At 32.8% G+C, this 20,177-nt stretch carries 14 protein-coding genes; 10 read left to right on the forward strand and 4 right to left on the reverse strand.

Annotated elements, in window-relative coordinates; translation table 11 throughout:
* Positions 1 to 44 precede the first annotated feature (44 nt).
* Positions 45 to 2,543 carry a T9SS type B sorting domain-containing protein gene (locus NNH57_RS06170; RefSeq protein WP_108807636.1) on the reverse strand — a complete coding sequence of 833 codons (2,499 nt, stop codon included), beginning with the start codon at positions 2,541 to 2,543 and terminating at the stop codon, positions 45 to 47.
* A gap of 187 nt (positions 2,544 to 2,730) precedes the next feature.
* On the reverse strand, positions 2,731 to 4,275 hold the full coding sequence (locus NNH57_RS06175; protein ID WP_074410028.1) for a class I SAM-dependent methyltransferase: 1,545 nt from the start codon (positions 4,273 to 4,275) through the stop codon (positions 2,731 to 2,733).
* A gap of 208 nt (positions 4,276 to 4,483) precedes the next feature.
* Between NNH57_RS06175 and NNH57_RS06180 the strand changes: the two genes are divergently transcribed.
* From NNH57_RS06180 to NNH57_RS06225, 10 genes are all read left to right on the forward strand, one after another.
* Positions 4,484 to 5,653 (forward strand): 2-isopropylmalate synthase, encoded by a 1,170-nt coding sequence (locus NNH57_RS06180; RefSeq protein ID WP_025667934.1) that lies wholly within the window; start codon positions 4,484 to 4,486, stop codon positions 5,651 to 5,653.
* A 57-nt stretch (positions 5,654 to 5,710) separates the two neighbouring features.
* Positions 5,711 to 7,093: a 3-isopropylmalate dehydratase large subunit gene (gene leuC / locus NNH57_RS06185; protein WP_074410029.1), complete on the forward strand. Its 1,383-nt coding sequence runs from the start codon at positions 5,711 to 5,713 to the stop codon at positions 7,091 to 7,093.
* Positions 7,094 to 7,095: 2 nt separating this feature from the next.
* Positions 7,096 to 7,683, forward strand: a complete 588-nt coding sequence (leuD, locus tag NNH57_RS06190; protein ID WP_074410030.1) for a 3-isopropylmalate dehydratase small subunit — start codon at positions 7,096 to 7,098, stop codon at positions 7,681 to 7,683.
* A 102-nt stretch (positions 7,684 to 7,785) separates the two neighbouring features.
* Positions 7,786 to 8,901, forward strand: coding sequence for a 3-isopropylmalate dehydrogenase (gene leuB / locus NNH57_RS06195; protein ID WP_074410031.1), 1,116 nt, complete (start codon positions 7,786 to 7,788; stop codon positions 8,899 to 8,901).
* A gap of 389 nt (positions 8,902 to 9,290) precedes the next feature.
* Positions 9,291 to 13,478, forward strand: coding sequence for a M43 family zinc metalloprotease (locus NNH57_RS06200; RefSeq protein ID WP_108807637.1), 4,188 nt, complete (start codon positions 9,291 to 9,293; stop codon positions 13,476 to 13,478).
* A gap of 164 nt (positions 13,479 to 13,642) precedes the next feature.
* Positions 13,643 to 14,488 carry an N-acetylmuramoyl-L-alanine amidase-like domain-containing protein gene (locus tag NNH57_RS06205; protein WP_074410033.1) on the forward strand — a complete coding sequence of 282 codons (846 nt, stop codon included), beginning with the start codon at positions 13,643 to 13,645 and terminating at the stop codon, positions 14,486 to 14,488.
* A gap of 79 nt (positions 14,489 to 14,567) precedes the next feature.
* Entirely contained in the window at positions 14,568 to 15,287 is a 720-nt protein-coding gene (locus NNH57_RS06210; protein ID WP_074410034.1) for a hypothetical protein, read from the forward strand.
* Positions 15,288 to 15,400: 113 nt separating this feature from the next.
* A complete protein-coding gene (locus NNH57_RS06215) occupies positions 15,401 to 15,859 on the forward strand; it encodes a GNAT family N-acetyltransferase (RefSeq protein ID WP_234423347.1) in 459 nt (152 codons plus the stop codon).
* A gap of 78 nt (positions 15,860 to 15,937) precedes the next feature.
* Positions 15,938 to 16,393: an HAD family hydrolase gene (locus tag NNH57_RS06220; RefSeq protein WP_108807645.1), complete on the forward strand. Its 456-nt coding sequence runs from the start codon at positions 15,938 to 15,940 to the stop codon at positions 16,391 to 16,393.
* Between the two features lie 92 nt (positions 16,394 to 16,485).
* Positions 16,486 to 16,686 carry a hypothetical protein gene (locus NNH57_RS06225; protein WP_074410036.1) on the forward strand — a complete coding sequence of 67 codons (201 nt, stop codon included), beginning with the start codon at positions 16,486 to 16,488 and terminating at the stop codon, positions 16,684 to 16,686.
* On the opposite strand, the gene NNH57_RS06230 is transcribed toward NNH57_RS06225, so the two are convergent.
* Positions 16,665 to 17,543 (reverse strand): DUF4249 family protein, encoded by an 879-nt coding sequence (locus NNH57_RS06230; RefSeq protein ID WP_074410037.1) that lies wholly within the window; start codon positions 17,541 to 17,543, stop codon positions 16,665 to 16,667. The two genes, NNH57_RS06225 and NNH57_RS06230, sit on opposite strands and share 22 nt — an antisense overlap.
* A gap of 3 nt (positions 17,544 to 17,546) precedes the next feature.
* The gene (locus NNH57_RS06235) at positions 17,547 to 20,135 is read right to left on the reverse strand and encodes a TonB-dependent receptor (protein ID WP_159099195.1); all 2,589 of its coding nucleotides are present in this window, start codon (positions 20,133 to 20,135) and stop codon (positions 17,547 to 17,549) included.
* Positions 20,136 to 20,177 lie beyond the last annotated feature (42 nt).

The raw sequence follows: 20,177 nt of genomic DNA on the forward strand, positions 1-20,177 counted from the left end.
AACTCGAGTATGTTTCTTAAGTGTTGGTTACTTTTTGACAAGGTTTATCGAATTAGTGAGAAATTAGAATTAAATACTTTTGGTACACCATTTTCAATATAACGCACTTTAAACCAATAATCACTTGCTGGTAATTGTTTTCCGCTATATGTTCCATCCCAGTTACCATTTGCACCAAGATCTTTTAAGAGTTTACCAAATCTATTAAAAATTAGAATCTGAGTTATTATAACATTTGTACTTCCTGTGATTCCCCAAGAGTCATGAAATCCATCCCCGTTAGGTGTAAAATACTTTGGATAGTCTACTACTATTTCTACTTTAGATTCTAGTTCATCGCACATACGCAAATCTCTTACAAATACGGTATGCTCTCCTCTTGAAACTCCCGTAAAGATATTAGACGCTTGCCATTCTCTATTATCTATTCTAAATTCATATGTTCCATTTCCGACCACTGTAACTTCAATAGTAGCATTATCAGAAAAAGCTCCTGATAGCAGTTCTGCCGTAACACTTTCTGGAGGATAAGAAGTTACTACTGATGTACTTTTTGATATTTCACATCCTGTAATTATACTTGTAGCTAATACACTATACTGCCCAGGAGTATCTGGCAAAAAAGAAGTATCCACTTCTCCTGGTATTTCGTTTCCTGCTACAGGAGCAGTTCCTGTATACCATTGAAACGTATAATCTGAAGGTTTTAATCCAGTTTCTATACGATCTTCGGGCGCCAGATTAAGCACTTGCCCATCTCTTTCTAAACATAATGTATACTCATCTTCAAACGTAATAGGTTCAAAAGGGTTAACTATTAAGGTAATATGCTCTCCTAAACCTAGACAAGAATTCGCTGCACTATTCTCTACTCTTACATATAGAGTAGCTCTAAAAGGAGATGAATTATTTCTATAGTTAGAAATATCGATTATCTCATTTTGTTCGGATAACGCATCTGCCTGGTTTTCGTAATACCTAATCGTTAAATTTTGACCACCAGGGTATAGCTGAGTTATTTGAGGAGTAGCATCACTAAAATCAAATGATGCAACCCCATCTGTAGGGTCAACATCGTTTGCCTCGCATGCTGTATACGTAAGATTAAAATTAGCCGGAATTTGAGTTGATGAAACTTCGAGATCAATTCGTGATGTTCTAAAACAATCTGTTATAGATTCTACCCTGGCATACACCACACTGTTCTGTACAGTTGGATTGGGATATGCTGTAAAATTGGTGATTTGATCTGCTAAATCTCCTCTAATAGCCTGCTGTTCTGTTAAATAATATGAAAAAGTTTCATTTGCAGCATTAGTAGATATCAAAGAATTTGCTTCAGATAAATTGAACAATGAAAAGCCATCAATATCATCATCGCATTGCAGGAGTTGTACCGAATTCAAAATATTTGGAGGAGGAACAAATTCAACATTAATAGAGTCTGACGATGAACATCCATTAGCGATATTTACTTCTACATTATACACTCCATTTTGCGTAACCTCTAATTGAGCACCTCCTGCTATAAGCGTTGTTCCGTCACCTGCCGCTAAAGGAGCTCCATTTTTTCTCCAGGTATAGGTAGGGTTATTCCCTACTGTAGCATTTAGGGTAATCGGCACCCCAAGACATCCTGGGTTACCAGACGCTAATGTTCTATCTTCTCCCAAATCTCCTCCAATATTAAAACTTCCGGCGGCTAGAAATACTGCAGAATCAAATTGTCCATCTCGATTTTCTGCAATCACTAACTTAATTGTATATCGCTCACCAACCACTACACTTCCTTCGGCTGTTAATACTTTTGTATATCCATTAAAATCTATAGGAGCGGCATCTCCTGGTCGAATTGTTCTATTATAGAAATTTGGATTTCTTGGAGGGCATTCTGAAATCTGGTTAATCACATCAACAAAATCTCCATCATTATTTAAATCTACTCCTTCATTAACCGTGGTAACTTTAATAGGAGTATTAGTACCTGGCACAACCGCTAAGTTTCTCGAGTTTCCAGATGAATCAGTAAGGATAAAAGCAAAAACATCAGAAAATGTACAAGGAAAAGCTTCTGTATACTCTTCTGAAGCAAATAAGAAATCAAAACTTATGAAGTCTATAGTCGGCACAAAATCAAATTGGATATAACTGGCATTATGCAAATTAACTGTACTAGTCACTGATCCCAAATCACTATCACCACCCCATCCCGAATCATCACCTTCAGACAATGCAATCCGTCCATTTGGGCCAATTGCGCTTCTTGCATTACCTGTACTTAAAATGATTCCTCTGTCAATTTCAAAACCAGAATTATTAGATTCAAAATAACCTATACCATTAAATCCAAAATTGGTTCCGGTGAAAGAAGAGATATTTTCTACCGTTGCACAAGGGCTATCTATCAAAACGTCTTCTACCAACTGTTCTACAGTGAAAGCGCTATCATCTACCGTTATCTGAGCATTAGTAGATACTACGGTAAAAAAACAAATATAAAAAACTCTTTTTGCAGTAGAGTTTTTCGGTATCCATAAATTCATTACGACTTACTATTAAATTGAAATATACCACACATGCAATATTCCTTATTCTTATAGAGAACGTTGCACAGTTGTGTATTAGAAATTAAAATACTCGTATTTTAATTCTATAAAGCATTCCAATTATTTTTCAAAGGACGAAAGATATAAAATACTAATTAACTTTCAGTTCTTTATAAAATTTAAGTTACCTTATTAACCCTTTTGCCTTCTCCTTTATTATATCTGCAACAGGTCTCCCTTCAATATTGCTTTCGAGCCATGAAAGAATATCCAAATACAAAAAAGCTCTCTTTTCATAAGGGTGATCTTCATACTGTTTTAATCTTTTATGAAGTTTTCTAAACTCCTCTTTGATTTGATGAGGGTAAATATCTCCAAGATTTTTAAGAAATTTGATCATTTCTTTTTGTACTTCATGTAGGTCATTCATTTTTATTAAAAACCGATAAGTCTCTTTTAGTTGGGTTTCTAAATGATAATCCATCCCAGCTTCATAATGAGCTACCAAACTTAGTACTCTGGAGAAGCACATCAAGTCTTCTCTCATTTTCAAAGATTTATTATTGATAATTTTGGTTAGATATTCAATACATTTTCGATGGTTTGCCATTCCGAAATACAAACAACCAATCTTATAATAAAGTACCATTATATGATGATCATCCAAACGATTTTTAAATTCTGATATTCCGCCAAGAATCTCTTCTACCAAATACTCTCCTTCGTCAAAACTTCCCTCTAAAAAATGAACATTCAACTTATTGTTATAAATAAACTGAAAAGATAAAACTTCTATATTATCATCTTTAGGAAAAGGAAGTTCAGTAATCCTATTTTCGAATTCTTGCAAAGTTGATTTTAATTGTGTTTTATCTTTTATGAGATATAAAGATTCTAATAAATAGTGATTTCCTCTAAGAAAAAAAACGGGATTTTGAACAATCATTTTTGGATGTTCATAAAATAAATCTAACCATTTCTTCGAATATTTATAACACGATAAAAAATCCTGAACAATAAAACTATACCACAAATGAGCTTTATATAGCCAAAGTTTTTCTCTAAACCCTAACATATTCCATTCATATTTTGGCAGTTTCCCATTAAAATAATTAGTAATTTCCTGATGTTCTTTATCGTTTCTTACATAACCACTTTTAAGCATCAAACCATATAACTGAAGAGATAAATTAGATAACCTACTGGTCAACACGTTTTTCATACTTAACATCTTGGCTTCGACCGTTAGCTCGTCTGCCCTACTATTAATACTTCTGGTTATGTATTGCGTTTCTATAATTTTTTCGAACTCTACAATTTCATAAGCAATATTATGCTCCTCATTTTCCATAGCCAGAGTTTTTGCTTTATCTAATATCTTAAGACTTTGTTTATATAGTCCTTTATGATATAATATAGAGGCAAAATCTAATTGTTCTCGTATTTGTGATCGTGTATTTTGATGTAATGGACTTAATCTTAAGCTAATTAATATTTGTTTATATAAATGAGCTTTAAGATTAGAAAATTGTTGTTTTTTTACAATTCCTTTTGAAACAATAAGATCTTCATCCAGAGTATCGTATTTATCCAAATGATTAAAAAGAGCTAGGAATTTTGAATCTGTATTTACTCCTAATCGTCCTACATATACCTTAAATTGTCGTTTTTCTGATTTAGAAAGTGACTTCACTAAAACAAACAATGGATCTTTTTGGTCATTAGTCATTGTATGAAAATATAATATAATTAACTGATTTAAAAATAGTTATGTTTTAATTAAAAGATTTTAGCATTGTAAAATCAGTAATCAAATACTTCCTTTTTGAATTCCCAAAATATAAATTCGTAAGAGATTAAAGAAACATCTTTTAAGAATATTTTAAAATAATGATGTTTTTATAGATAACACTAAAAGTCAAATTCACTGTATTTCTATGAGTAATAATAAAGTTCAAATATTCGATACCACATTAAGAGACGGAGAACAGGTCCCTGGATGTAAATTAAATACGCAACAGAAACTAGTTATTGCAGAACAACTCGACCTTTTGGGTGTAGATATTATAGAAGCAGGATTCCCTGTTTCGAGCCCGGGAGATTTTACTTCGGTAAGTGAAATAGCCAAAATCGTAAAAAATGCAACTGTATGTGGATTAACCAGAGCTGTAGAAAAAGATATTAAAGTTGCTGCAGAAGCTTTAAGTTATGCAAAAAGACCTAGAATCCATACAGGTATAGGTACTTCTGAGTCTCATATTAAATATAAATTTAATTCTACTCAAGATAAAGTAATAGAAAAAGGAGTAGCTGCAGTTAAATATGCAAAATCCTTTGTAGAGGATGTTGAGTTTTTTGCAGAAGACGCCGGGAGAACTGATAATGAATTTTTAGCTCGTGTATGCGAAGCTATGATCAAAGCTGGTGCAACTGTACTTAACATTCCTGATACAACCGGGTATTGTTTACCAGAAGAATACGGTGCTAAAATTAAATACCTTAAAGAAAATGTAAAAGGTATAGATAATGTTATTATTTCTTGCCACTGTCATAATGATTTAGGTCTTGCTACTGCAAATTCTATCGCAGGAGCAATTAATGGTGCTCGACAAATTGAATGTACAATTAACGGTATTGGTGAACGCGCAGGCAATACATCTCTAGAAGAAGTAGTTATGATCATGAAACAACATCCGTATTTAAATTTAAATACCGATATTGATTCTAAATTATTATACAGTACCAGCCAAATGGTATCTGATCATATGGGTATGATGGTACAACCCAACAAAGCAATTGTTGGGGCTAATGCTTTTGCTCATAGTTCGGGAATACACCAGGATGGAGTAATTAAAAACCGGGAGACTTATGAAATTATTGATCCCGAGGAAGTTGGAGTTACAGAATCTGCTATTGTGCTTACTGCCAGAAGTGGTAGAGCTGCACTAGCTTATAGAGCCAAAAAAGTTGGTTACGAATTATCCAAACTTCAATTAGATGATGTTTATTCAGAATTTTTGAAATTTGCAGATCGTAAGAAAGAAGTTATCGATGAAGATATTCATCAAATTATGAAAAATACTAATGTAGCTACCGTAGTAGCATAAATAATACTAAAAGCCTACAAAAGCATTATTCCTTTTGTAGGTGTTTTTTATATACATATGAAGAAAACTTTATTTGACAAAGTATGGGATGCACATGTAGTCAAAGAGATACAAGACGGCCCACAAATATTATATATTGATAAACATCTAATCCATGAGGTTACCAGCCCACAAGCATTTGGAGAATTAGAACAACGTGGGATTCCTGTTTTTAGACCCGATCAAATTGTAGCTACTGCAGATCATAATACTCCTACAGAAGACCAACATCTTCCTGTTAAAGATGCATTATCCAGAAATCAACTCGAGCAGCTTACCAAAAATTGTGAGAAAAATGAAATTACATTATATGGGCTTGGTCATAAATATAATGGTATTGTTCATGTAATGGCACCAGAATTAGGTATTACACAACCTGGAATGACTATGGTCTGTGGTGATAGCCATACATCTACACATGGTGCATTCGGAACCATTGCTTTTGGTATAGGAACCAGTCAGGTAGCACAGGTATTTGCCAGTCAGTGTTTACTACTTCAAAAACCAAAAAGCCTTAGAGTTAATGTAAATGGGCAGTTAAAACCTGGCGTATTACCAAAAGATGTAATTTTATATGTGATCGCAAAACTTGGTACCAATGCCGGTACTGGATATTTTTGTGAATATGCTGGTAATGTATTTGAAGATATGTCTATGGAAGGCAGAATGACTGTCTGTAATATGAGTATCGAAATGGGTGCTCGTGGAGGAATGATTGCCCCAGATGAAACTACTTTTGAATATATAAAAGGAAAAGAATTTGCTCCTACAGGAGTCGAATTTGACAAAAAAGTAGCCTACTGGAAAACATTACCTACAGATAAAGATGCTGTGTTTGATAAAGAGTATCATTTTGATGCAGCAGATATAGAACCCATGATTACTTATGGTACTAATCCAGGAATGGGAATCAAAATCTCAGAAAATATACCTGTAGAAGATAATGCTTCATTCGAAAAATCTTTAGCTTATATGAATTTTGAGAAAGGACAATCTCTCGTGGATCAAGAAGTAAATTATGTTTTTATAGGAAGCTGTACTAATAGTAGAATCGAAGATTTTAGAATTGCTGCAAACTATATTAAAGGTAAGAAAAAAGCGAATAATGTAACTGCTTGGTTTGTTCCGGGATCGCAACTTGTAGCACAGCAAATCGTTGAAGAAGGATTAAAAGATGTTTTTGAAAACGCTGGATTTCAATTACGACAGCCTGGATGCTCTGCATGTCTGGCAATGAACGATGATAAAATTCCGGAAGGAGAATACTGTGTATCCACTTCTAATCGAAATTTTGAAGGACGACAAGGACAAGGTGCAAGGACAATTTTAGCAAGCCCTCTGGTTGCTGCAGCTACAGCTATAGAAGGAAAAATTATTGATATTACTAAACAATTAAATTAATTATGGATAAGTTTACCAAACTAACATCCTCTGCTATACCATTATCTATAGAAAATGTAGATACAGATCAAATCATACCAGCGCGGTTTTTAAAAGCTACTAGTCGCGATGGATTTGGAGAAAATTTATTTAGAGATTGGCGCTTTCATAAAGATGGAAATATAAATCAGGATTTTGTATTAAATGACACTAGTTATAAAGGTAAAATATTAGTTGCAGGAGATAACTTTGGGTGTGGTTCTAGTAGAGAACATGCTGCATGGGCAATCAACGACTTTGGTTTTAAAGTAGTGGTATCTAGTTTTTTTGCAGATATTTTTAAAGGAAACGCTCTTAATAACGGGGTATTACCCGTTCAAGTAACTCCAGAATACCTACAGGACTTATTTAATGAAATTGAAAAAGATGCTAATTCACAAATTGAAGTAGATCTTGAAACTCAGAAAATTACTATTCTTGCTACTGGTTCTTCTTCAACTTTTGAGATTAACCCATACAAAAAAACCTGCCTTATGAATGGCTATGATGATATTGATTTTTTAATCAGTAATAAAGCAGAAATAGAAGAATTTGAAAACGAAAGAATATAAATATATATAAGTTGTCAGGCAGAGCTGGTCGAAGCCTTATAAACTATAATCAAGAACAAAAAAACACTTCGACAAGCTTAGTGTGACAAAAAGAATAAACTTATGAAATTAGATATCGCAGTATTATCAGGAGACGGTATTGGCCCAGAAGTGACCGCACAGGCTATAAAAGCATTAGAGGCAATCGCACATAACTTTGATCATTCCTTTATCTTTAAAGAAGGATTAGTAGGCGCTATTGCCATTGACAAAACCGGAACCCCATTACCAGACGAAACATTAGAACTTTGTGTACAAACAGATGCTGTTTTGTTTGGTGCAATTGGTGCTCCAAAATATGATAACGACCCTAGTGCTCCGGTTCGTCCAGAACAAGGGCTGTTAAAATTACGAAAAGAACTTGGGCTTTATGCTAATATTCGCCCTGTAAAGGCCTATTCTACCTTAATCGACAAATCACCTCTTAAACGTGAGATTATCGAAGGAACAGATATTTCTATCTACCGTGAATTAACAGGTGGTATTTATTTTGGCGAAAAAAGATTAAGTGACGATGGTAACGTTGCTTCTGATCTTTGTGAATATTCTAGAGAAGAAATTGAACGTATCGCTCATTTGGCATTTAAAGCAGCGCAAAAGCGAAGAAAAAAACTTACTCTTGTAGATAAAGCAAATGTATTAGAATCATCTCGCCTATGGAGAAAAGTAGTTACCGAAATCGCTGCTGCTTATAGCGATGTAACCTTAGACTTTTTATTTGTGGATAATGCTGCAATGCAAATGATACTCAACCCTAGTCAGTTTGATGTAATTCTTACCGAAAACATGTTTGGTGATATTATTTCTGACGAAGCTAGTGTGATTGGTGGATCTATTGGTCTCTTAGCGTCTGCTTCTATTGGAAATACATGCTGTATGTTTGAGCCTATACATGGATCTTATCCACAGGCAACAGGAAAAGGAATAGCTAATCCAATTGCTGCGATATTATCTGCCGCTATGTTATTAGAGCATTTTAATTTACTGGGAGAAGCCAATGCCATTAGAGATGCTGTAGAAAAAGCATTAGAATTAAATCTTACTACTTCTGATTTAAATCCTAGCAACCCGCTTACCACAGAAAAAGTAGGAGATTTTATTGCTGATTACATATTAAATCCTGAGGATTCTAATATCAATTTTGAGAATATACACGTAGGGCAATCTACGATTATATAAATTTTAAATAATGATTCTGTTTTAAGAAGCAATCAAAGAGGTGTCTTTGGTTGCTTCTTCAATTTTATAACCAACAACAATACAGATAAAACTATAGTCTGAATAGAAGACATTTTATCCATACTTCCCCAATAACTTTTCTACACATAATTTATACACGAACAGGGTTCTAGTTCTCAAACTTCAAATAATGTGTGTTGTTATTTTTATTATTAAATCATTATATAATTCACTAAAAAACAGCAAACAACCACGTTTCAATTGTTAAAACAATACAAAATTATCAATTACTAACACTATATTATCCCATATTTTATTCCCTATAATTTTGATGGTATTATTGTTAATATAAATACAAACTAACTCTAATATTTTCAATCTTATAACCAATGAAACACAAACTCCAAACAGTAATCTCCTTCATACTATTTTGTATGTTGGTAAGCTTTAGCCATGCGCAAAACAGATGTGGCACAAAATTATCGCCCGAAGAAGAAGTTAATTTTAAAAAAACAATCAGTAAAGTAAAGACGTTTAAAAAAACTGGGGTACAGAGTAAATCTGCTGCAACTCCATATGTTATCCCTGTAGTATTTCATATTTTACATAACGGAGGAGGCTCTGTTAGTAAAGCAGACATGAAATGTAGAATTGATGATGTCTTTAAAACAATTAATGGAGATTATAACGGTACATTCCCTGGGTTTAATCAAATCGACCCCAGATTCGAATCTATTAAAGATAAAATGAATATTGAATTTATACCGGCCTCTGTAGATCCTGATGGAAATGCGATGGATACCCCCGGTATGGATTGGCAAGCTAATGCTAATATTGCATATGGTTATGACCCTAACATTTATAAATATATGTGGTGGGGCAAAAAAAACAAATACTATTTAGACGTAGTTGTTGTAGATGCTCCTAATGAAAAAGGAGGTACCAATGGGTCAGGACATGCCTTTCTTCCTATTCAGGATGTAATACCTCATGTAACTTATAATTGGAGGTATGTTGGTAGTACCTGCGGATCACAATCTGCACCTGGATTTGAAAAAGTAATGACTCACGAATTTGGTCACTATTTTGGATTAAGACATACATTTTATGAAAGTTGTGATGTTACTAATGATGGAATCGATGACACTCCCCCAACCACACAAGCAGAAGGATGTGAAAGAGATAAACTAAATAATTGTGGTGTATATGCGAATCTTGAGAATCATATGGACTATAATACCAGTTGCCAGAATATGTTCACAAAAGGGCAAGTAAGTGCGATGACTTATTGGTTAGAAGATAGTACTGAAGCACTATATTCCAGACGTTTACTTTGGCAGGATAGTAATTTAAGCTCTGTAGGAATACTTAAAAGAACTCCAATAGCAGATTTTGCAAGCGATTACACAGCTGTTTGTAATGGGGCATCTATTACTTTTGAAGACCTTTCATTAGGCTTACCTACTTCTTGGCAATGGCAATTCGAAGGAGGATCACCATCAACATCTGCAGAAAAAAATCCTGTAATACGATATGATAATTCTGGAATATACAAAGTTCGACTGATTGCAAGTAATGACTCTGGACAAAACACAGAAGAAAAAACCAGTTATATCTATATAAATCAAAAAACATCATCGGGACTGTCAGAAAATTTTCAAGGACAATTCCCTCCTACAGAGTGGGATATTATTAATCCTGATAAAGGATTTGGTTGGGAAAAAAGAAGTGATGCCGGAAATGGAGACAGTTCTAGTATTATAATGAATAACTCTGATAATGCTATTGTAGGAGAAGAAGATTTTCTTAGATTACCATATTATGATTTCTCTTCGGCAAAAAATAGTCAGATGTATTTTGATCTTGCCTACACAAAGTTTGATGATGCCAGTCCCGACAAATTGAAAGTACAAGTATCTAAAGATTGCGGAAACTCATGGACAGATGTTTATTCTAAAACACATACAGAATTAGAAACCAAAAGTGTAACCACTGGCCTTTCTAACGGTTGGACTCCTAAACAAGAATCTGATTGGAGAAAAGAAGTCATTGACCTTAGTGCTTATGATGGTGAATCTGAAGTAACCATTAGGTTTATGAATATATCGGGATACGGAACCAGAATATGGATAGACAATATTAATATCTTAATTAATAACGATACCACTCCGGTTTCTGACTTTTATTCTAACAAAAGAGTTTCTAATTGTAATAGTACCGAAATCTCTTTTAAAGATGTTTCTGTAGGAAATCCTACTTCATGGAATTGGACATTCGAAGGAGCCACTCCTTCATCTTCGACAGATAAAAATCCTAAAGTAACCTATAACAATCCGGGGTCTTACAACGTATCCCTTACGACAAGTAATGCTAATGGCACTGGTAATACAGTGGCAAAAAATGCATACATAACGGTTACAAATCCAACAAAAAACTCTTTTACAGAAGGGTTTGAAGGGAGTTTCCCGCCATCTGGATGGGAAATCATAGATAATGACGGAGAATTAGCCTGGGAAAAAAGTAATGCTGCAGGTCGAAACTCTTCTTCTTGTATGATTATGAATAATACAGATAACGAAGAAATAGGAGAAATAGATGAAATTATTCTTAACCCTATAGATATGTCTGGTGGTGAAACTACCTTTTCTTTTGATTTGGCGTATACCAAATTTGATAATGACAGTAAAGATAAATTAAGAATATTGGTGTCTACCAATTGCGGAAGCTCCTGGACAGAAGTATATTCAAAAACCCATACAGAGTTAGAGACCGTAGCAACAACAGACGATCCCGATACCTGGATTAATGAAATTAACCTGTGGGTACCCACACAAGATTCACATTGGAGAACAGAGAATGTATCATTATCTCAATTTAGCGGAAAAGAAAATGTATTGATCAAATTAGAAAATACATCTGGATACGGAACTAGAATTTGGATTGATAATCTGAAATTCGATATTGAAAATTCTAGTGGAAACAATTTATCAGCACCAACAGGATTAGTGGCATCTAATGTGTCAGAAACATCATTAACGCTGTCCTGGGACCCTGCTCCAAGCAACGAACAAGTAGTTGGCTATGATATATATCAGGACAATGCCATCGCTACATCTGTAACAGGAACATCTGCAAATATTACAGGATTAACTGCAAATACAGCATATCAATATAAGATAAAAGCTAAAGATGCATCAGGTAATACTTCTGAGTTTAGCAATATCGTAAACGTTACTACTTCTAGCGAACCAAGCCCTACTTGTACAGATGGGATTCAAAATGGAGATGAAACCGGAATAGACTGCGGAGGCTCTTGTGAACCATGTAACCCTTCGTCTTATTGTTCTTCTAATGGAAGTAATCCTAATGATGAATACATTAGCCGTATACAATTAGGAAATATTGATAAAACTTCTACAGCAGGGAATGGTGGGTATAGTGATTTTACATCAGAGTCTACACCACTACCAAAAGGAGTAGCTCAAACGATTACGATTACTCCAACATGGTCATCAACTGTGTACTCAGAAGGATACAGTGTATGGATTGATTACAATCAAGATGGAGATTTCGAAGATTCTGGTGAACAAGTATTTAGTAAAAGCCCTTCAAAAGACACTTCAATAAAAGGAGAGTTTACTGTACCAGGTGGAGCAAAAAATGGAAATACGAGAATGAGAGTATCTATGGCATACAATAAAATACCTGATACTTGTGAAACATTTGATTACGGTGAAGTTGAAGACTATACCGTTTCTATAGAAGGAGCAACATCTAACCCTACTTGTACCGATGGTATCCAAAATGGAGATGAAACCGGGGTAGATTGCGGTGGAAGCTCTTGCTCCCCATGTAATAATACCGATGGAATTGTTTATGTAGATATCGAAGATCTTACAGTTACTTCATCTAATACCTGGGAGTTTTTCCGTATCGAAGTTGGTGATAATAGAGATTATGGCGCCTGGTACACTAGTAATTCGGTACGATTAGTTACATATGATAAAGATATTGTATGCCAAGGAAATGAAGGTAATATAACTCTAATTGGTGAAGGTGAAGGAATTGATGGTTCTGATAATTTTATAGCAAAATCAAACAGCTATACTATAAGTTCGTCTTCTTATACAACTTGGAATGGTAAATCAGGATTTATTGGATTTACCTTTAAGATAAATGGAAATACACATTATGGATGGTTTCATATATCTGTAGCTAGTAATGGTTTATCTTATACAATACTGGATTATGCATATAACAAGAAACCAAATGAGATCATTTATACCCGATCTTCAAATGCAATAAATAGCATAGCAAACAAAGGAATTTCTGAAAACAAAACATTCACATCTCCTAATCCCTTTACTAATACTTTTGTGATTAACACTTCAAAACTTGACAAAACTAATATCACGGTTAAAGTATTTGATATACATGGAAAACTTCTGATACAAGAAGAATATACAAAAAACCCTAGATCTATAATTTTAGGAAGTGAGCTTAAAATGTCTGGGATTTATTTTGTTCAGGTACAAACAAATTCAAAAATGGAAACATTAAGAATTCTTAAGTACTAACAATTTTAAATTTATTTTTGAAAAAAAGGCTTGATTATGATATCATAATCAAGCCTTTTTAGTTTTTATAAAATCTTATCGAATAAATTCATCAGATATAGTAGCTTTTTGTATTTTAGAACATATTAGAATTAAAAACTAAGCCTACTTAACATATATAACAAATGAACAGTAAATCTTTTATAATTTTTTTCTTTTTAATGACATGTGCTATTCAGGCACAAGAAATTATCTGTTCTGCAAAAGATAAAGAAATCTTTACTACCAGAATTACAGCTTTAAAAAAAGAATATACTCCAAAAACTGCTTTTGGGGAAACTTTGGTATTTGTTGGAAAAACTTTTTTAGGTACTCCTTATGCTGCCAAAACTCTAGAGATCGGATCAAAAGAGTCGTTGGTGATTAATTTTCAGGGATTAGATTGCACTACTTTTGTAGAAAATGTACTGGTTTTAAGTCTAATGCTTAAAAATGGTAAAGATGATTTTGAATCCTATACCGCTTATCTAGAAAAAATACGTTATAAAAATGGAAAATTAGATGGATATGCCTCGCGACTACACTACTTCTCTGAGTGGATTACTAATAATGAACAAAAGGATATTTTAAGAAATATTACAGGTGATATCGGTGGAATAGAAATAGAGAAAGATATTAATTTTATGAGCACACACCGAGAACTTTATCCTTTTCTTAAAGATGATAAAAACTTTAAAGGAATACAACAATCCGAAATTAATATCAGCCAATCATCGGTATGTTTTTTACCAAAAGATCAGATTAAAGAACATGAAGCATCAATACTATCTGGTGATATCATCGCATTAACTACTTCGATCAAAGGATTAGATATTACCCATACAGGAATCGCTATACGCAAAGAGAATGGGCGAATTCATTTATTACATGCATCATCAAAGGGTCAGGTAGAAATCTCTACGCTTCCATTGGTTGATTATCTTAAAAAGATAAAAAACAATACCGGAATTATTGTTAATCGAGTACTGTAATCTTTTACTAGACTATCTATCTCTTTAATCTTGTATAACTTAACCCAAATTGTTAATTTAGTAGAGCTAAAAAAAGAAGATGTTATTTCCCAGAACAAATATAGAGCAACAATTAGGTAAACTACGGGATAAAGAATTTAATGCCTCTACCTGGAAAGAACAAGTATATACAATCTTATCGAAAGAAGAAAAGCACGAGAATCAAATTCTTAAAAACCTAGAAAATTCTTCTCATGTAGTTCAGAATGTTTTTGATCTTGATCACATAGAAACCCACAGCATATACCATCTGGATCAAATCAAAAAAATCTGTATTACCTATCGATTACGTTTTTTGGATTCTAAATATTTTAAAGGAAAGTTGCCCTTATCTGCAATTTCTGCTATTAAAAACCTTGAGAAGAAACATCAAACCGAACTAAAGGGGTTTAAAATTATTGCGCCATCTAAATTATTTAAATTAGAAAATGCTGATGATCCCCTACTCTTTGCTCCTATGGGTAATGACTATTTTTATTTAGTGCATAAATGGGGAAATGATTTACATCCACTGCGTAAATTGATGATGTGGTTTTTTAAAAGTTTTGAAAATTTACTCTTACTCACTTTTTTAGTAAGTCTTTTACTTACATTTATGGTTCCAGAAGGGATGTTCACTAAACACAGTACTACCTCAACATTTATCATGATTTTATTTTTTATGTTTAAATCGGTAGCAGCCGTGGTGTTATTTTATGGATTTGCGCTTGGAAAAAACTTTAATACTGCCATATGGGACAGTAAATATTTTAATGCTTAAATAAATAACACTATGTTTTCTGAAAGTGAATATGAAAGAGTATATACAGGTAGTTTAATTAACGTTCAGTTTTGTAATTTTACAGGGTTATAATTAAAACAAAACTTTTATAAATGATGATTGAAAGGCTTCAAAATAATGATATAGAAGTATCCAAAAAAATACATTCAGTTTTTCAAGTATCGTACAAGGTTGAGGCAAAATTATTAAATGTTACTGATTTCCCTCCTTTAAAAAGATCTATTGAAAATTATGTAAATAGTAGCACACAGTTTTTTGGATACTTCAAAGATCAGGAGCTAGCTGGAGTAATTGAAATAGAACATAACAATAATTTTACAGACATTAATAGCTTAGTTGTAGATCCAAAATTTTTCCGACAAGGAATTGCACGGAAATTAATGGAATTTGTTTTTAATACATTTGATTCGGATCTGTTTGTTGTTGAAACTGGACTGGAAAACAGACCCGCTACTAAATTATATAAAAACTCTGGTTTTAAAGAAGTTAAACAATGGGATACTGACTTTGGGGTTAGAAAAATAAAATTTGAGCGCAGAATAGGAAAATAAATAACTAAGCACAATAAAGTGTCCTAAAATTGTATTATAACATATTTCACACTAAATATCACCTAATTAATATTGGCAGTGAATATAAGTTTTGACCTTTACAGTACATTAATTCCAAATGGAAAAGAATTTGAAACCGAGAAGAGAAATAGAATTGCAAAACTGTTCGGAATCGAGGAAATTCGAAAAGGAACCCATGAATTGATTTCTGATTTACAAAAACAAGGGCATAAAATTCATATCTATACGACATCATTTCGAACTAAAAGGAAAATAAGACTGACTTTAAAATATTATGGAATAAAGGTTAATCGAATTGTGAACCAAACGGAAAATCAGAACGTATTAAAATCTCAGAATATAAACTCATCAAAGTTTCCTCCCGCATCTGGTTTTGATTTGCATATTGATGACTTAAAAGGTGTCGGTATCGAAAGTGAGAGATTTAATTTCAAAGTAATTATTGTTAAACCAAGTGACAAAAACTGGATTGAAAAAATTAAAAATGAAATTAAAAATAAGAGGAATCAATGATATATAAAAATAATTGCTCAATTTTGGGCTTAACCAAAAACAATTATTGGTTTACTTATTTCCAATTATCAAACAAAACTTAACCTAAAATTATGGAAAACGAAAATAAATCACCTCGCAAAACCTGGGACTTAATGATCGGTATTGCTCTTGTTTTATTTGGAGGTTTACGATTATATAATAGATTACAAACTCAGACAGAATGGGATTTCAGAGCCATGATAACCGTATTATTTATTGGTTATGGAGGGTATCTAATTTACAAGCATTTTCAAACTCCATCTAAAGATTGAATTGGACCTAGTGTCATCGTTTTTTCTAATAATCGAAATCCTGCAAACACACCATAACCTCCTTCACCTTCTATATTATTAGGCGGTATAATAGGCTGAAAGAAAGGGTTTGATGTTTGATTTTTATTTAAGAAAGAAGCTTTTAAAGTGGTAAAAATAAGCTCGTCTACATTTGCGACTTTTACGGTAACCTCTAAGCTTTCGTTTGTATTAGAGATCGTTCCATTAGCAGATATACCTAATCCATCTCCATTTACATCAGTGGCAAATCTTTCAATATCAAAATTTACAATCGAGCGATTTTCTTCTGTATTATTCGTCACATTAAATAATGCTCCTATGATATAAAAATTATTTTCACCTTTTATATCATCAAAACTTACATTAAGATTCTCTACCACATTACCATCTGCTGCTCTAAACCCAATAGCCGCAGATACGCTTTCTGTTTTCATAACAGGAATAACGCAAGTGGCTTTAAATTCTTTTCCTTCTGCTAAGACATTTAGAGTATATCTTTTTCCCGGTTCTATCAAGAATTCACTAGATGCAATCTGATATAATTTACTATCGCTAGAATATCTTAATTCTACTTCTTCTTGGTTTTCATTTTTGATAACTACTACTGCTTCTTTAATGATTAAAGTATTTACAAAATCTGCTTGTTCGAGTTGTAAAGGTTTATCAAAAACAGATATTGTTTTAGAAACTTCAACTTTGATCATTTCTTCTTCTGGAGATAAAAACCCATTGATCAAAACTAACTTCTCTCCTTCTGGTCTATTTTTTATCTCTTCTTTTAGATCATCGCAACCTAGAACGATAAAACCTATGATTAATAAAATGTATGGTTTCATATACTAAAATTTTAAACTATAATTAAACGACGGAAGAAACTGAAATAAGTATCTTCTATACAAAACATTGGGAGAACTTTGATTTTCGCTAGAAATCTCATAGTAAAAAGGGTTTTTTCTCGCGTATACATTATAAAACGAAAAACCCCAAGTTCTTTCTCTATTACGTTTTGTGATTTTATGAAATTGAATTCCCAAATCTAAACGATGAAAGTTTTCTCCTTTAAAATTATTTTTTTCGGTGTTAAATAGTAATATATTATCATTATTGTTTACATCTTCTATCGGGAAATTATCGCCTGCAGCTACTCCTAAGGTATTAGGGAGGTTGTAATTAATCCCTGATGTAAATAACCAATTACCAGAAATTGTTATTCTTTTACTAGGCTTATAAATCCCTACAACAGAGAAATCATGTCTTCTATCATAACGTTCATTAAATATCTTTCCTCCATTTAAATCTTTAAACTGTCTTCGCGACCATGATAAGGTGTATCCCAACCAACCTGTTAATTTTCCTTTCTTTTTTCTAAGTAAAAATTCTGTTCCATATGCCCAACCTTTCCCAGTAGTAATACCATTTACAAAATCAACAGTTCGAATAAAGCCTGTAATTTCTCTTACGCTTTCAAGACCTGCAAAAGAAGCACCTTCTTTAAACGCTATAATGTCCTTCATTTTTTTATAATACCCTTCGATTGTTAATCCAAATATATTATTATTGAAATCCTTTGCCAGCCCTAAAGCAATTTGTTCAGAAAGCTGAGGCTTTAATCGTTCTGTAGAAGACACCCAAAGATCTGTTGGTAATCCCAAACCACTATTAGATAACCGATGTATGTACTGATTCATTTTTGCATATGAGGCTTTTAATGTAAGTAAAGGATACAGCTTATAAGCAGCAGAAAGTCTCATCTCTGGTTTAAAATAACCTTTAGATTTATGCTGAAAATGACTAAACCTCAAACCTGGATATATGCTAATCTTATCATTAATTCTCCAATCATCTTCTATATATATTGCACTCTCTAAGCTTTTGATTTTTTGTGTATTTACAATTTCATCATCATTAATATTTTTAATATTAATTTCTTTTGGTGTAAAATCATGATAGGTCGATCCAATACCAAACCTAAATGTATGATTAGGTGTGGGATAGTAATTAAAATCAAACTTAACTCCATAATCGTTGATTCCTGAGCTTGTCTTAAACGTAGAACTTCGATTTGCTCTTCCTCTATCATCTTTACTTACTGTAAATTTATAATTACTAAATATTAATGATGTATTAGAGAAGAGCTTATTATTAAATTCATGATTCCAACGTAAAGTAGAAGTTATATTTCCCCAAAGTATTTTCTGCTTAGATCTTTCATTCTCAAAAACGCTTCTATTTCTATATTTATCTTGCCCATAGTATGTGCTCCAATACAACTTATTTTTATCATTTATAACATGATGAAGCTTAGCATTGACATCTGTGAAATAATAAGCAAATTTCCCTTCCTTGGTCATTAATGGTAAAAGTAACAGATCTGCATAGGTTCTACGACCACTGATTACAAAGGATGTTTTTCCTTTTTTTATGGGCCCTTCCAACAATAAAGATGAAGAAATCAAACTAATATTTGCTTTACCTGCAAATTTTTCCTTATTCCCATTTTTGGTATTTATCTTCACTACAGAAGATAATCTTCCGCCATACCGAGCAGGAAAACCTCCTTTAAATATTTCAACCGATTTAATAGCATCTCCGTTAAATATAGAAAAAATCCCAAAAAGATGGTTTGAATTATAAACTGTAGCTTCATCCAGTATGATCAAATTTTGATCTGGTGTTCCGCCACGAACATAAAAGCCTGTAGAACCTTCACTACCTGATTGTATTCCTGGTAATAATTGTAAGGTTTTAATAGCATCTTTTTCTCCCAGAATTGTAGGAATATCTTCAAAAAATGAAGGGCTCAGTTTCTCAGAACTCATCTGTGTAATCTGACTTTTACTTGTTTCCTGATCAGAATTTATAATGATTTCATCCAGATATTCAGTCTCTGGTTCTAAATTTAAATTTATCGTAATATCAGAGGTAAGGTCAATGTTTTTCTTAATGTTTTTATACCCTACAAATGAGATTAATATCTGATGATTGCCTTCTGATATAGAAAGAGAATAAAACCCATAATCATTGGTTGTTGTACCTGTATTGAGTTCGGGGATATAAATAGATACACTACCTAGATATTCCTGGCTTCCTTTTTCTGAAATATACCCACTAATGGTGTACTTTTTTGGACGTTTATAGATTAGCAATTTTTTACCCAAAACCTTGAATTGATAGAGTTTCGAGGGAAATAGATTTCTTAATACCTTAGCTAAAGTTTTTTCTTTAACATTAACCGATATGATTTTAGAAATATCAATTGCGCTATCAGAATATCCTATCGTAAAATTTAATTTTGTTTCTAACTCACCTAAAACACTGGCAATAGATACATTTTCTTTTACTAAACTAATTTTTTGATCTAAAATTTCTTCTTGGGTATAACCACTAAACCCTCCAATAAAAAGCACTACAAATAGGGCTCTAATCACTTTTATTCTCACTAGAAAATTAAATCGGCAATTTGATTTTTG

It is taken from the genome of Aquimarina spinulae, from assembly GCF_943373825.1.
GTDB lineage: Bacteria > Bacteroidota > Bacteroidia > Flavobacteriales > Flavobacteriaceae > Aquimarina > Aquimarina spinulae.